Origin of the sequence: Pontibacter mangrovi (assembly GCF_006385705.1) — a bacterium.
Taxonomy (GTDB): domain Bacteria; phylum Bacteroidota; class Bacteroidia; order Cytophagales; family Hymenobacteraceae; genus Pontibacter; species Pontibacter mangrovi.
In genome coordinates this window covers 65,780-80,635 of record NZ_VFRQ01000009.1, presented here as the reverse complement: position 1 = coordinate 80,635, position 14,856 = coordinate 65,780, and the positions used below count along the sequence as shown (strand labels likewise).

16 protein-coding genes are annotated in these 14,856 nt (G+C 53.2%); all 16 read left to right on the top strand.

The features are described from left to right. Window positions 1-18 precede the first annotated feature (18 nt). The gene (locus FJM65_RS16190) at window positions 19-792 is read left to right on the top strand and encodes an enoyl-CoA hydratase/isomerase family protein (protein ID WP_140622658.1); all 774 of its coding nucleotides are present in this window, start codon (window positions 19-21) and stop codon (window positions 790-792) included. A 50-nt stretch (window positions 793-842) separates the two neighbouring features. After that, window positions 843-1,334 (top strand): sterol desaturase family protein, encoded by a 492-nt coding sequence (locus FJM65_RS16185; RefSeq protein ID WP_239022990.1) that lies wholly within the window; start codon window positions 843-845, stop codon window positions 1,332-1,334. Continuing rightward, window positions 1,315-2,190 carry a MerR family transcriptional regulator gene (locus FJM65_RS16180; protein ID WP_140622599.1) on the top strand — a complete coding sequence of 292 codons (876 nt, stop codon included), beginning with the start codon at window positions 1,315-1,317 and terminating at the stop codon, window positions 2,188-2,190. Before FJM65_RS16185 ends, FJM65_RS16180 begins: the two co-directional genes overlap by 20 nt. A gap of 247 nt (window positions 2,191-2,437) precedes the next feature. After that, window positions 2,438-2,953, top strand: coding sequence for an RNA polymerase sigma factor (locus tag FJM65_RS16175; RefSeq protein ID WP_140622598.1), 516 nt, complete (start codon window positions 2,438-2,440; stop codon window positions 2,951-2,953). 15 nt (window positions 2,954-2,968) lie between these two features. Further along, on the top strand, window positions 2,969-4,465 hold the full coding sequence (locus FJM65_RS16170) for a phytoene desaturase family protein (RefSeq protein WP_140622597.1): 1,497 nt from the start codon (window positions 2,969-2,971) through the stop codon (window positions 4,463-4,465). A gap of 21 nt (window positions 4,466-4,486) precedes the next feature. Next, window positions 4,487-5,323, top strand: a complete 837-nt coding sequence (locus tag FJM65_RS16165; RefSeq protein ID WP_140622596.1) for a phytoene/squalene synthase family protein — start codon at window positions 4,487-4,489, stop codon at window positions 5,321-5,323. Further along, window positions 5,324-5,857, top strand: coding sequence for a hypothetical protein (locus FJM65_RS16160; protein ID WP_140622595.1), 534 nt, complete (start codon window positions 5,324-5,326; stop codon window positions 5,855-5,857). 61 nt (window positions 5,858-5,918) lie between these two features. Continuing rightward, complete coding sequence (locus FJM65_RS16155) at window positions 5,919-6,617, top strand: lycopene cyclase domain-containing protein (protein ID WP_140622594.1); 699 nt, start codon at window positions 5,919-5,921, stop codon at window positions 6,615-6,617. A gap of 5 nt (window positions 6,618-6,622) precedes the next feature. Next, complete coding sequence (locus tag FJM65_RS16150; RefSeq protein WP_140622593.1) at window positions 6,623-7,474, top strand: 4-hydroxy-3-methylbut-2-enyl diphosphate reductase; 852 nt, start codon at window positions 6,623-6,625, stop codon at window positions 7,472-7,474. A gap of 55 nt (window positions 7,475-7,529) precedes the next feature. Then, entirely contained in the window at window positions 7,530-8,222 is a 693-nt protein-coding gene (locus FJM65_RS16145) for a fatty acid desaturase (protein WP_140622592.1), read from the top strand. 106 nt (window positions 8,223-8,328) lie between these two features. Continuing rightward, on the top strand, window positions 8,329-8,928 hold the full coding sequence (locus FJM65_RS16140; RefSeq protein ID WP_140622591.1) for a hypothetical protein: 600 nt from the start codon (window positions 8,329-8,331) through the stop codon (window positions 8,926-8,928). 505 nt (window positions 8,929-9,433) lie between these two features. Then, window positions 9,434-9,901: a division/cell wall cluster transcriptional repressor MraZ gene (gene mraZ, locus FJM65_RS16135; protein ID WP_140622590.1), complete on the top strand. Its 468-nt coding sequence runs from the start codon at window positions 9,434-9,436 to the stop codon at window positions 9,899-9,901. Then, entirely contained in the window at window positions 9,901-10,821 is a 921-nt protein-coding gene (gene rsmH, locus FJM65_RS16130; protein WP_140622589.1) for a 16S rRNA (cytosine(1402)-N(4))-methyltransferase RsmH, read from the top strand. The genes mraZ and rsmH overlap by 1 nt, the downstream gene beginning before the upstream one ends. Window positions 10,822-10,850: 29 nt before the next feature. Continuing rightward, window positions 10,851-11,282, top strand: coding sequence for an FtsL-like putative cell division protein (locus FJM65_RS16125; RefSeq protein WP_140622588.1), 432 nt, complete (start codon window positions 10,851-10,853; stop codon window positions 11,280-11,282). Then, the gene (locus FJM65_RS16120; RefSeq protein ID WP_140622587.1) at window positions 11,272-13,371 is read left to right on the top strand and encodes a penicillin-binding protein; all 2,100 of its coding nucleotides are present in this window, start codon (window positions 11,272-11,274) and stop codon (window positions 13,369-13,371) included. The genes FJM65_RS16125 and FJM65_RS16120 overlap by 11 nt, the downstream gene beginning before the upstream one ends. Further along, window positions 13,371-14,834 (top strand): UDP-N-acetylmuramoyl-L-alanyl-D-glutamate--2,6-diaminopimelate ligase, encoded by a 1,464-nt coding sequence (locus tag FJM65_RS16115; RefSeq protein ID WP_140622586.1) that lies wholly within the window; start codon window positions 13,371-13,373, stop codon window positions 14,832-14,834. Before FJM65_RS16120 ends, FJM65_RS16115 begins: the two co-directional genes overlap by 1 nt. Window positions 14,835-14,856: the final 22 nt, after the last annotated feature.

Genomic DNA, 14,856 nt, shown 5'->3' with positions numbered 1-14,856 from the left:
ACAGCTGAAAGCCTGACCATGGAATATGTGCACTACGAAGTGAAAGGCCGCGTAGGCTACATTACCTTGGCCCGTGCCGATAAACGCAATGCCCTTAACTTTGAGGTGGTAACCGAGCTGAAGCGTGCCTTTGCCATGGCCGAGGACGACGATGCCTGTAAGGTGATCGTGCTGCGCGCCGAGGGCAAGGTGTTCTGCGCCGGGGCTGACCTGGAGTACATACAGCGGCTGCAGGAGAACGATTACCACGAGAACCTGCTCGATTCCACACACCTGATGGAGCTTTTCCGGATGATTTATACCTTGAAGAAAGTCGTGATTGCCCAGATACACGGCCACGCCATTGCCGGCGGTTGCGGGCTGGCTGCCATCTGCGACCTTGGCTTTACCGTGCCGGAGGCAAAGTTCGGCTACACCGAGGTGAAGATCGGCTTCATACCTGCCATCGTAAAAGTGTTCCTGCTGCGCAAGATTGGCGAGGCCCGCGCCAAGCAGCTGCTGCTCACCGGCGATCTTGTTACGGCCGGGGAAGCCGAGAAGTATGGCCTGGTGAATTTCGTAGTACCTGCCGGAGAACTGGAGGAGCGCGTTTTCTCCTTTGCCCAAAAGCTCTGCGAGGAGAACTCCAGGCAAAGTATGGAAGTAACCAAAGAGATGATAGCGCGGGTACAGGCCATGACGCTGGAGGAAGGCCTGCAGTATGCCACCGAGATGAACGCCGTAACCCGGGGCAGCGAGGACTGCCAGCGCGGTATAGCCGCTTTTTTAAACAAAGAGCAAATAAAGTGGTGAGCTTTTGTTTAATAGTTTAAACTATTCCTTAAACTTGCTGTTTTGTGTGTATGCTAACAGGCATCGGAATCATGCTTTTGACTTTTGTGGCGATGGAAGGCGTGGCGTGGGTTATGCACAAGTACGTGTTGCACGGGTTCCTCTGGTTCCTGCACAAGTCGCACCACACGCACCACAACCACGCTTTTGAACTCAACGACCTGTTTTTTGCCTACTATGGCACGCTGGCGATGCTGTTTTTCATCTTCGGCACCGACCCGCTAGACTACAGGTTCTGGATTGGCGCAGGCATTACCCTGTACGGGGTGGCTTACTTTCTGATCCATGATGTGTTCATCCACAGGCGCTTAAGGTTTTTTGGGAAATCGTCTAACGTTTACCTGAAAGCCTTAAACATGGCCCACAAGGTGCATCACAAAGCGCAAGGCAAGTATGGTTCTGAGTCTTTTGGGATGCTGTGGGTAGCGCCGCGGTACTTCCGGTTGGCTTACGACATTGTGAAGAAACAGGAACAGGAAAAACGTGGCTCAGTACACTATTAAAGAACTCGAACATCTTTCAGGTATCAAGGCGCACACCATCAGGATATGGGAGCAGCGTTACGGCATCCTGAACCCCAAACGCACCGAGACGAACATCCGCTACTACGACGATGCGGACCTGAAGTCTTTGCTGAACATCTCGCTGCTGAATGAGCGGGGGTATAAGATCTCCAAGATCGCGCAGATGGACAAGGGGCAGATCCTGGATACGGTGCAGCAGCTCTGCGACCAGCCCTGCGAATGCGCGCAGCACGTGAGCGAGCTGGTAGCGGCCATGGTGGACATGGATGAGTATAAATTTGACCGGGCGCTCTCTAAGGCCACGCTGCAGATGGGCTTCCAGGAAACTATGCAGGAGGTGGTTTACCCGTTTCTCAACAAGATCGGCATCCTTTGGCAAACCGGAAACATTACGCCGGCCCACGAGCATTTTGTAAGCAACCTTATCCGGCAGAAGCTGCTGGTGGCCATAGACGGCCAGCCGGCGCGTTGGAAGGAGGATGACCCGGTGTACATCCTGTACTTGCCCGAGGGGGAGCTTCATGAGTTGGCCCTGCTCTACATGCTCTACATCTTGCGGGCGCACAACCAGCGGGTGGTATACATGGGGCAGCACCTGCCCTTCAAAGACCTGGAGCTGACCTATGAGCAGTTCAAAGCAAAATTCCTCTGCACCGTGCTGACCACCGTTCCGGAGCGGGAGCAGGTGCAGGCATACCTCAACAAGCTTTCCGAGCGCTTCTCCGACAGCACCATTTATGTGTATGGTTATCAGGCACAGCACGACTTCCTGGTGTTCCCGGTAAATGTGGTGCGTTTAAACTGCATGCGGGAGCTAATGGCAAAGTTTAAGTAATTTTTTGCACTGCTTTAAATCCGGGCCGTCGTCTCTTACGTTTGTAAGACACGGCGGCCCGGATTTTTTTGTGCCTTTCCCAATTATATTCCTGTCGTTTACCCTGAAAAAATGTACATACACAGGTTGTGAGGGTTCATTTGTCGAAATTGTTTAACTTAACACAAAAATAACTTACACAAAGTTATTTTTCTTTCCAATACCATCGTATATTTGTTTATGGTTCAACCATAAAACTTTAAACAGAATGACAGCTCTGGAATTCAATACCCTCGTACAGAATGTGGCACAGTCGCTACGGCCGGCAGCCATGAACCTGACCCGCGATTTAGACGATGCGAAAGACCTGGTGCAGGAAACTATGCTGAAGGCACTGACGAATCGTGATAAATTTAAGGCAGGCACCAACTTAAAGGCCTGGCTCTATACCATCATGCGCAATACCTTCATTAACAACTACAACAAGGTAACCAAGCGCAGCAGTAACATCGATAGCTCCGAGTACCTGCAGTACCTCAATACCGACGAAAACTTCGTGACGCAGAACAAAGGCACGGCAACCTTCGTCATGAACGACATTAACCAAGCGATCGCCAACCTCAACGAGGAGCACCGCACCCCGTTCATGATGTACTATGTGGGGTACAAGTACCTGGAGATCGCAGAGAAACTGCAGATCCCGATCGGTACGGTAAAAAACCGCATTCACATTGCCCGCAAGGAGCTGAAGAAGGTGCTGAAAGTATACAAGCAGGACGCTTAACCCCAAAACAAACGTATGGCTGCAACGCGCGTGATAGTAATCGGCTCGGGCTTTTCGGGCCTTTCGGCTGCCACAAGCCTGGCTGATAAAGGCTACGAGGTAACGGTGCTGGAGAAAAACAGCACCCCCGGGGGGCGCGCCCGCAGCTTCTCAGCCGAAGGCTTCACCTTTGACATGGGCCCCAGCTGGTACTGGATGCCCGATGTGTTCGAGTCATACTTTAACCGTTTCGGAAAATCAACCGCTGACTACTACGACCTCAGGCGGCTTGACCCGTCCTACACCGTAGTTTTTGGGGAGGATGATTTTGTAGACATACCAGCCCGGCTGCCGGAGCTGCAGGCACTCTTCGAGCGTATGGAGCCGGGCAGCGCCAGGCAGCTGGACTTGTTTTTGGACCAGGCGGCCTATAAGTATGAGGTGGGCATCAACCAGCTGGTGTACAAGCCTGGCCGCTCCCTCTCGGAGTTCATGAGCCCGCGCCTGCTGCTGGATGTGCTGCGCATGGACGTGTTCCAGTCCTTCCACAAGCACATCCGCCGCTTCTTCCGGCACGAGAAGATCATCAAGCTCATGGAGTTTCCCATACTTTTCCTGGGGGCGCTGCCACGCAATACGCCTGCGCTGTATAGTCTGATGAACTATGCCGACATCAGCCTGGGCACCTGGTACCCGATGGGCGGCATGTATAAGATTGTGGAGGGGATGGTGCAGCTGGCAGAGGAGAAAGGCGTAACTTTTAAGTATAACCAGAACGTGCAGCGGCTGCAGGTGCAGGAGGGAAGCGTATCGCATGTGCAGACGGATACGGATACGTTTGAGGCTGATATTGTGGTGGCCAGCGCGGATTACCATCACGTAGAGAAAAACCTGCTGCCGCCCGCCAGCCAAAGCTACACCGACAGCTACTGGGAAAGCCGCGTGATGGCACCCTCGTCGCTGCTGTTTTACCTGGGCGTTAGCAAGCGCCTGCAGAACCTGCGGCACCACAACCTGTTCTTCGACGAGGACTTCGGGCCGCACGCGCAGGAGATCTATACCCATCCGCAGTGGCCCAAGAAACCGCTTTTCTATGTATCTGCCCCATCCGTAACCGACCCAAGCGTGGCGCCGGAGGGCTGCGAGAACGTGTTTATACTTATACCCGTGGCGCCCGGCCTGCAGGACACAGAGGAGCTGCGCGAGAAATACTTTAACCTGGTGATGGACCGCCTGGAGCGCCTGACAAAGCAGGACATCCGGAGCCACATGATATACAAGCGCAGCTACGCGCACAAAGACTTTATCCAGGATTACAATGCCTTTAAGGGAAATGCCTACGGTCTGGCCAACACGCTTTTGCAGACAGCCATCCTGAAGCCAAGCCTCAAGAGCAAAAAAGTCCGAAACCTATACTATACCGGGCAGCTCACCGTGCCCGGACCCGGCGTGCCGCCCTCGCTAATATCGGGGCAGGTGGTGGCGAAGGAGATCGAGAAAGAGTATGCACCGCCGGTAGCCTTAAACGTATAAATAACACTAACCCATTTGCGTATGGAGCAGCTTTTTGAAGATACCTGCATGCAGTGCAGCAAAGTGATTACCCAGGCGTACAGCACCTCCTTCTCGCTGGGCATTAAGTCCCTGGATAAAAAACTGCACCTGCCGATCTATGCCATCTACGGCTTTGTGCGCTGCGCCGATGAGATTGTGGACACCTTCCATGGCCATGACAAGCGCAAGCTGCTCGCCGAGTTCAGAAACCAAACCTATGAGGCCATCGACCAGAAGCTGAGCCTGAACCCGGTGCTGCACGCCTTCCAATGCGTGGTAAACAAGTATGGCATCGATAAAAAGTATATTGAGGCCTTCCTCAGAAGTATGGAAATGGACCTGGATGACCGGGTGTATGACCGCGATTTGTACGACGAGTACATCTATGGCTCTGCGGAGGTGGTGGGGCTGATGTGCCTGAAGGTGTTTTGCGAGGGCGATCAGGAAATGTTCGACAGGCTGGAGAAGCCGGCGCGCAGCCTGGGCGCGGCCTTCCAGAAAGTGAACTTCCTGCGCGACATGAAAAGCGACTTTAAGGAGCGGGGCCGGGTATACTTCCCGAAGGTGGAGTACCGCAAGTTCAGCAACGCGTGTAAGGCCGAGATAGAGCAGGACATCCTGAAGGACTTCGAAGACGCCTACGCCGGGATCATGGCTTTGCCGCGTTCTGCCCGCATGGGCGTGTACCTGGCCTATGTGTATTACCGAAAGCTTTTCCGGAAGATACAGGGCCTGCCGGCAAAACACATCCTGAAGGAGCGCGTAAGAGTACCTGATAACACGAAGCTGGCCTTGCTGCTCAGCTCGTACGTCAAGTACCGATTTAACGCGATTTAAATGCAATACAGAATACCCTTTATACTTTTACTGCTGCTGGCGCAGGTAGCGCTGGCCGGCAACAAAACAAGCTATACTTTATCAGAGCTAAGAACCGAGTACCTCCAGGCAAGCCTGGACAAAGACGCTGCAGAGCTGTTTAACAAAAAAATGGCCGCCTATCGCGAGAAGGACCCGGTGGTGCTGGCCTACAAAGCCGTGTCGGAGGCGGTGATGGCCAAGTACCTTTGGAACCCCTACAGCAAGCTGAAGCAGCTGCGGACAGCGGCCGCTATTTTTGACGAGGCGGTGGCCCTGGACAAGGACCATCCGGAGATCAGGTTCCTGCGGTTTACGGTGGAGCATTACGTGCCGCGCTACCTGAACCTGAGCGGGCACCTGGCAGAAGACAAGCAAGTGATGATCGACAGCCTGAAACAGCATCCTGCATCCGGCATTTCTACGGAGTTGGCGCGTACCATACGCGATTTTCTCCTGAAAAAGGACCATTGCACCGAAGCCGAGAAAGAAGAGATCCGTACTATCCGGATTTAAAGCGGGGCGGGTAAGGCTTGTGCGGCGCATTTCCTAATTTACAGCGAATACACCATAAGCCATGTACATCTACCTGTACCTCAATATTTTTACCATCCTGTTTCCTTTCCTGCTCTCCTTCGATAGGAAAGTGGCCTTCTATAAGAACTGGGGAGCGCTTTTCCCGGCTATACTGGTTAACGGTGTCCTGTTTGTGGTTTGGGACGTGCTGTTTACCAAAGCTGGCGTCTGGGGCTTTAACGAGGCCTACCTGACGGGCATTTACCTGTTTAACCTGCCGCTGGAGGAGGTGCTGTTCTTTTTGACGGTGCCTTATGCCTGCGTGTTTATCTATGATGTGCTGAATGCTTATATAACAAGAGACCTGTTGCAGCCTTATGCCAAGCCGGTAGCGGTGCTGCTGATGGTGCTGCTGCCGATGCTGGCCATTTTTAACATGAGCCGACTGTACACCTCCATCACTTTCGTGCTGCTTTCTATAATGCTCCTGTTGCATCTGCGCTTCTTCGGGAGCCGCTTTTTGGGCCGCTTCTACCTGGCCTACCTGGTGCACCTGGTTCCCTTCCTGCTTGTAAACGGCGTGCTTACCTACTTGCCCGTGGTGTGGTATAACAACGACTATAACCTGGGGCTGCGCCTTGTTTCCATACCTGTAGAGGATACCATGTACTCTATGCTGATGCTGCTGCTCACCATATCAGTGTATGAGGGTATTAGACAGCGAAAAAGCGTTAAACAATATCAACCGGTAGTTGTATAGAAAGTATGAGCACCCTGCAAATAACCATCGATGATAACTCCGGCTTCTGCTTTGGGGTAGTATATGCCATCCAGATGGCGGAAGACCTGTTGGATGAGCAGGAGTATCTCTATTGCCTGGGCGACATTGTGCACAACGATGTGGAGGTGGAGCGCCTGCAGCGACGCGGCCTGCGGGTGATAAACCATGAGGAGCTGCGGCAACTGCATAACGAGACGGTGCTGATCCGGGCGCACGGCGAGCCGCCGGAAACTTACCAGGTAGCGCTGCAAAACAACCTCCGGCTGCTGGATGCCTCCTGCCCGGTGGTGCTGAAGCTGCAGAACCGCATCAAAACCTCCTATGATAAAAAAGAGCAGATCTTTATCTATGGCAAGCATGGCCACGCGGAGGTGATGGGGCTGCTGGGGCAGACGAGCAACCAAGCCGTGGTGTTTGAAAGTATGGAGGAGCTGCTGCAGCACGAATTGCCGCAAAAAATCACCCTCTACAGCCAAACCACCAAAAGCACCGACAGCTTTTATCGTATAAAAAGCCGCCTGGAGCAGCAGGGTTACGAAGTAGACGCCAACGATACGATCTGCCGACAAGTATCTAACCGGGACAAGGAATTGCGACGGTTTGCGGCGAATTTCGATAAGGTGATCTTCGTGTCCGGAACCAAGTCCAGCAACGGTCGGGTGCTGTACCAGGTGTGCAAGGATACCAACCCCGAAACATACTTTGTGTCTAAAGTAGAGCAACTGCAGCCCGAGTGGTTTAAGGCCGGCGACAGAATAGGTATTTGTGGCGCCACCTCCACGCCCATGTGGCTAATGGAAGAAGTGCGGGCGGCGCTACTGGCCATTCCGTGCTAGGTATTCGGGATATTTCGGCTAAGAAACTACACCTGCGGCACCAGTAAGGCAATCCATGATGATTTATAACAGAAGAAAAGATTTCCGGGGAATAGGGGTAGCGGCAAGTATACTTGTTCTCTGGGGCTTGCTGCTGGTATACCTGCTCACGTCTTATTCTGTTCGTTTCACCTCGCCGCTTACGTATGTTTTCCTGCTGCTGCAGACGCACCTTTATACGGGCCTTTTCATCACGGCCCACGATGCCATGCACGGGGTGGCAGCCCCTGGCAGGCCAAAACTTAACAAAGCGATCGGTACGGTGACGGCCTTGCTGTTTGCCTATAACTGGTATCCGCGCCTGTTGCCGCGCCACCACCAGCACCACCGCCACGTAGCCACCAGCCAGGATCCCGACTATCACCATGGTTCCTTCTGGCCCTGGTACTTTAGCTTTCTGAAACAGTATATCACCTGGTGGCAGCTTCTGCTGATGGCTATCACGTTTAACGTGCTGAAGCTATACTTTCCGGTGGAGAATGTGGTGCTGTTCTGGATGCTGCCGGCCGTCCTGGCTACATTTCAGCTCTTCTACTTTGGCACCTACCGGCCCCATCGGGGCGAGCACCCGGAGGATAACCCCCACAAGTCGGGCACGCAGCCAAAGAACCACCTATGGGCTTTTATAAGCTGTTATTTCTTCGGCTACCACTACGAACATCATGATAAACCCTTCCTGCCTTGGTGGCAGCTTTATAAAACCAAATAATATCTTTAAAAGGATATATAATTTCCGCAACTACGGAGGTGAAACAGCCGTATGCCAAAGGGCTTGTACATCAACCGCTACGTTATACCCTTTGCCTTTCCAGCCCATGAACCGCTTTTTTGCCTCTGCAGCGCTTAGAGCCTTTACCAGCCTAATTCTACTATCCAGTCCTTTGGATGCGAATGCGCAAACTTTTGTGAACGGAGGGGCGGGCAAGGAGCCGGGGGCGCTGAAGGCAGGCGTATACTTTGTCTGGCTTTCCGAAAACGATAGCCAGGGGCTCTTGTTTAGTAATAACTTTAGCCACTACCTGAGCAAGAAGCTATCAGTGGGCTTGGATGTAGGCCTGCTCTCGGCCAAGCGCTACGACGACGCAAAAAAGATCTTCACCGTTCAGAACACATTTTACATGGCTTCTTTAGGCGCTGCCTTTGATGCCCTGCAGGGCGAAAAGGTAACGTTGCGCTTAGGGGCAGGGCCAAGCGTCCGGCATCGCGCCGAGGTTAACTCCGATCCGGAAGGGCAGGGCACGCAGGACGGTTCCGTTACCCATATCAAAACATCTGATACCGGCTTCTTTGGCTACCTGGAAAACGACTTTGGCGCTTTTCGCAACGGTATAGCAGGCGGGAGGATCTCCTACTTTCATTACAGCGATGGCACGCCGGTGCTGTCTATTGGGGTGCACATGGGATTCAAGTTTTGAGTACAGGTCGATCAGAGTATGAGGAAGGGGCTTTAAACAGCTCCTTTTTTGTTTTCTTTGAACCTGGCTTCGGCTTTGCTTTATCAGTAATCCCCACAGCCACAGGAACCTATCCAACTGATCGTTTTTCTAGAGGAACTTTGCCTCCACTTTGCTCCACCTTAGTTAAATCCCTTCCACTTTCTCCCACTTTTGCCACTTCGTCCCACTTTCAGAGTTATTAAGTATAAAAAATAGACTATGTTCTATCCTTTTGCAATAATCATTTGGTAATCAAATGTTTATGTGTTTTAGGTCTCGTATTTTAAGGAATTTAGAGATTCGCTGCAAATTTAGTTATACCCAAAATGAGGGGCCGGTGGTGTGGATAATGTGGATAAGTGGTGTGGATTACCATAATTTATCCACAAAGTGGTAAAAAGTGGTAGATTGTGGTTGCGATATTTTGCTGATTGGCTACATTTGTATAGTCCAAAGTCTATACGGACTATACCACCATAAGCCTATGAACTTCCTTTCCGGCGAATATGAGTGCAAGATCGATCCGAAGGGAAGGTTGGTTTTACCTGCAAAGATAAAAGCCAACCTGCCGGAGGCGTCTGGCAATCATGTGGTGCTGATGAGGGGGTTTGAGCCTTGCCTGGTGCTGTACCCGAAGGCCGAGTGGAAGGTGATCTACGACAAGGTGGCCGGCCTGAACGAGTTCAACGAGGAGTACCGCCACTTTCAGCGGAACTTCTTCCGGGGCAACACCGAGATTGAGCTGGATGGGGCGGGCCGTTTTATCGTGCCCAAGACCATGGGCCGGTTTGCAGAGCTGGAGAAGGAGGCGATTGTGGTGGGCTTGGGTAACCGTGTGGAGATCTGGAACCCGGATAAATATGAGGAGTTCCTGATAAAGGATCAGCAGAATTTCTCGCAGCTTGCCCAGAAGTTTTTGGGAGATAAACCGGCTGAAGAGCCGCTTGTGTAATGGAATATCATCGCCCAGTATTACTGGAGGAGTCGGTAGCGGCGCTGGCCATAAAGCCGGACGGAATATACGTGGATGTGACGTTTGGTGGCGGAGGCCACTCAGCCCGCATCCTCAAAGAGCTTACAACAGGCAAGCTCTACAGTTTTGACCAGGACAGTGACGCGCAGGAGCAGTCGAAGAAGCTGGAAGGGCCGACCTTTCAGTTCGTGCGCGCCAACTTCCGTGACCTGAAGAAGTACCTGCGCCTGTACGGCGTGAAGAAGGTGGATGGTATTCTGGCGGATCTAGGGGTTTCCTCGCACCAGTTTGACGTGCCGGCGCGTGGTTTCTCTACCCGCTTCGACGGGCCATTGGACATGCGCATGAACCCCGATGCGGGCATAACCGCGCAGGAGGTGCTCGAGACCTATTCCGAGGAGCAGCTGCACCGCATCTTCGGGATTTACGGGGAGGTGAAAAACGCCAAGACCCTGGCCCGGACGGTGGTGGAGAAGCGCAACCGGCAGCCGCTGGAGACGATTGCCGATTTTAAGCAGGCCATCAGCTCCTGCACCCCGAAAGGGAAAGAGAACAAGTACCTGGCCCAGGTGTTTCAGGCGCTCCGCATCGAGGTGAACGACGAGATGAAGGCGCTGGAGGAGATGCTGGAGCAGGCGGCGGAGGTGCTCAGGCCCGGCGGAAGGCTCTCGGTGATCTCGTATCACTCGCTGGAAGACCGGATGGTGAAGAACTACATCGCCAAGGGGAAGTTTTTCGGGGAGGTGGAGAAAGACCTGTTCGGAAACGAGATTAAGCCGCTGGAGGCGGTGCATCGCAAGCCGATCACCCCCACAGAGGAGGAGCTGCTGCAGAACAGCCGCTCCAGGAGTGCCAAGCTAAGAGTAGCCGAGAAGCGGGAGGAAAGAGAAGGAAAGTAAAACAAACTACACAGCTAACGAAAATAAGTATGGCTTCTAATGTACTCACCAAAAGAGCAGCCGCGCCGAAGGTAAATACGGCGCGCGTGAAGCCAGAGGCGGAAGAGCCGCTCAAGCCTAAGAAAAAGGGGATGAGCCTTTTTACGCTGCTCGATAAATACGCCAATGTTGATGCCTTGTTTGAGGAGGGGGTGCCGCTGAAATACATGCCGCGCGTCCTGTTTCTGACGGGCATTACGCTTTTATACATTGGCAACACGCATTTTGCCGTGAAAACGGTTCGCCAGATTGATAAAGTAAAGGTGGAGGTAGAAGACCTTCGCGCCGATTATTCTACCCTAAAATCGGAGTATATGGAAGCAAGCAAACAGTCGGAAGTGGCCCGCAACGTGGCGCCGCTGGGGCTGGAGGAGAGCTCAACACCGCCATACCAAGTTGTAGTGCCTGCAGATGAGTATTAAGAAGTCCATACTGATCAGGGTACGGGTGGCGTTTCTGTTGGTCTGCCTGTTTGCATGCGCGATCGTGTACAAGGTCGTGCATATCCAGTTTCTGCAGGGGGATAAATGGAAGAGCATCTCGAAAGAGCGGCGCATTTTTTACAAGCCGGTGCGCGCCACCAGGGGCAACATCCTTTCGGATAACGAGAGCATCCTGGCTACCTCGCTGCCCTTTTACCGGGTGGCTTTTGACCCTACGGTGGCGAAGGCGGAGGTCTTTAATGCTAGCGTGGACTCGCTGGCGCTGCTGCTGTCGCGGTTCTATGGCGACAGGAGCGAAGACTATTACCGCCGCAAGATGATCAATGCGCGCCACTCGGGCAGACGGTATATTCGCCTGAACAGCCGCCAGATCAATTACCAGGAGAAGAAGAGAATGGCGCACTGGCCCATTTTCCGGCAGGGAAAAAACAGGGGCGGGGTGATTTTTGAGAAAGTAGAAAAACGCTTTAAGCCATTTGGTCTGCTAGCCGAGCGCACCATTGGCTTTATCAACGAAGATAAAAACGGGGCAGGCCTGGAGTATAGCTTTAACGGGCAGCTGACGGGCACAGACGGAGAGGCGTTGTTTGAGCGCATTGCAGGAGGCAGCAAGCCTATTTATGATGGCACAGAGGTGAAGCCGCAGCATGGCTATGACATCAAGACCACCATCGACATCAACCTGCAGGACGTAGCCGAGAACGCGCTCTACAAATCACTGCAGAAAACAGATGCAGATTATGGCACCGTTATCCTGATGGAGGTGAAAACCGGCGAGATAAAAGCGATGGCGAACCTGGGGAAGACAAAGGGCGGCTACATTGAGGATTACAACTACGCGGTAGGCAGCCAGGGACGAACCGAGCCGGGCTCTACCTTTAAGCTGGCCTCTATGATGGCCTTGTTTGAGCACCACCCGGAAGTGAACCTGACCGACACGATTGACACCGGGGATGGCCGCTACCGCATCAAAAACACCACCATGACCGATGCCAAAATCAACGGTTACGGCAAAATTACGGTGCAGCAGGTGTTTGAGAAATCCTCCAATATCGGCGTGGCGAAGCTCATGGAGCAATATTTCGGCAATGAACAGCAGGTTTATGTCGATTACCTGAACAAGTTTGGGTTGAACAGCCCACTGGGTTTTCAGATGGAAGGAGAGGCAAGGCCCTACATGAAGGACCCGCAGGACAAGAACTGGTATGGCACGACGCTTACCTCCATGGCCATCGGGTACGAGCTGAAGCTGTCGCCGCTGCAAACGCTGGCCTTCTACAATGCCGTGGCAAATAACGGCGTGAAGATCCAGCCGATCATCGTGAAAGAGATTCGGCAGGTGGATGAGGTGGTGCAGTCGTTTGAGACGCGCGTGCTGAACGAGAAGATATGCTCTGAAGAAACGCTGAAAAAGCTGAAGGCGATGCTGGAAGGAGTGGTGGAACATGGCACGGCCAGAAACATCCACAGCACGGACTATAAGATAGCCGGAAAAACTGGCACTGCCCGCAAAGTGAAGAATGGCCGCTATGTGCGCGAGTACTCGACCTCCTTTGCCGGCTATTTTCCGGCAGATAACCCGAAGTATAGCTGCATCGTGATCATCGACAATCCGCGAGGCGTGAACGTGTATGGCAGCGATGTGGCGGCGCCGGTGTTTAAAGAGCTTGCGGATAAGGCCTATGCCCGGGACCTGGCGATACACAAGCCGATGCGTGCCAGGGTAGTGCCGGACAAGGAGAGCCTGCCATTGGCAAAGGCCGGTAGCTTTGAGGACCTGAAGATGATCTACAATACCCTGGGAATCAGCACCCACCTAGGCGCGGCGGATGAGGATTGGGTGAAAGTGGAGCCGAAGCGGCGCTCGCTGGAATTTAAGCCAAACCCGGTGCTGCGCAACAAGGTGCCCGATGTAGTGGGAATGACTCTGCGGGACGCCCTGTTCATACTTGGCAACCAGCACCTGAACGTGGACGTGCAAGGCGCAGGCAAATTAGTGAGAAGACAGTCGATCGCCCCGGGCACCGACATTAACGAAGATAAAACCATAACCATTATACTTGGCTGATGCAGCTACTGCAGAACATACTACAACACGTGCAAGTGCTAAGCACCCACGGCTCCCTGGAGGTGCCGGTGCAAGGCATTGTGTTCGACTCGCGGCAGGTACGTGAGGGAAGCTTGTTTGTGGCGGTGCGGGGCGTGCAGGCGGACGGACATGCCTTTATGCCGAAAGCCGAAGAGGCACACGCTGCGGCCATCGTTTGCGAGGAGCTGCCGCAGGAACTGAAGCCGGGTATGACCTACGTGCAGGTAAAAGACTCAGCGGAGGCGCTGGGGCAAATGGCATCGGCGTTCTATGGCCATCCATCCAAGAAGCTGCAACTGGTAGGCGTTACCGGCACCAATGGTAAAACCACGTCTGTAACCTTGCTGCATAAGCTTTTCCGGGAACTAGGCTACCACGTTGGCATGATCTCGACGGTGCAGAACCAGATAGATGAGGAGGTAATCCCCTCTACCCATACCACTCCGGATGCCGTGAAGCTAAACGAGCTGCTGGCGCAAATGGTAAAAGCCGGCTGCACACATGCTTTTATGGAGGTGAGCTCGCATGCCATGGTGCAGCGCCGGGTGGCAGGCATCACGTTTGCCGGTGGCGTTTTCACCAACATCACCCACGACCACCTGGATTACCACGGGTCATTTGAGGAATATATCAAGGCAAAAAAGTCCTTCTTTGATATGTTGCCCAAAAATGCCTTTGCCCTGGTAAACGCAGACGACAAACGCGGGCCGATAATGGTACAAAATACCAAAGCCAGCGCGCATTTTTATGCTTTACGCAAGATGGTGGAGTTTAAGGGCCGCCTGATCGATAATACTATTCAAGGATTGCACCTGGAGGTGAACGGCCAGGAAATCTGGGCAAAGCTCATCGGTGCCTTTAACGCTTACAACCTGCTGGGCGCCTACGGGGTGGCTGTGCTGCTTGGCGAGGACCCAACGGAGTCGTTGACCGTGCTGTCGAGCCTGAGCTCCGCTGCCGGCCGTTTCGACTATGTTGTGTCTGATGCGCAAATAACTGGCATTGTGGACTATGCCCACACACCCGACGCATTGGAGAATGTGCTGCAAACGATCCAGCAGATCCGAAACCCGAACCAAAAGGTGATTACGCTGGTAGGCTGCGGCGGAAACCGCGATGCCGCCAAGCGCCCGGTCATGGCAGATATTGCCTGCCGCCTGAGCGATCAAGTCATCCTTACTTCCGATAACCCGCGCTTCGAGGAGCCCCAGGCGATATTGGAAGATATGCAGAAAGGCGTGAAACCGCTGGATTTTAAGAAAACGCTTTCGGTGCTGGACCGTAAGGAGGCCATTAAAACTGCAGTGATGCTGGCCCAGCCGAACGATATCATACTGGTGGCCGGCAAGGGGCACGAGACATACCAGGAGATCAAAGGCGTGAAGTATGACTTTGATGACAAACAGATTTTAAGCGAGATGTTCCGGCAGCTCGGCAAATAAATATAGCCAAACGATTAATTTT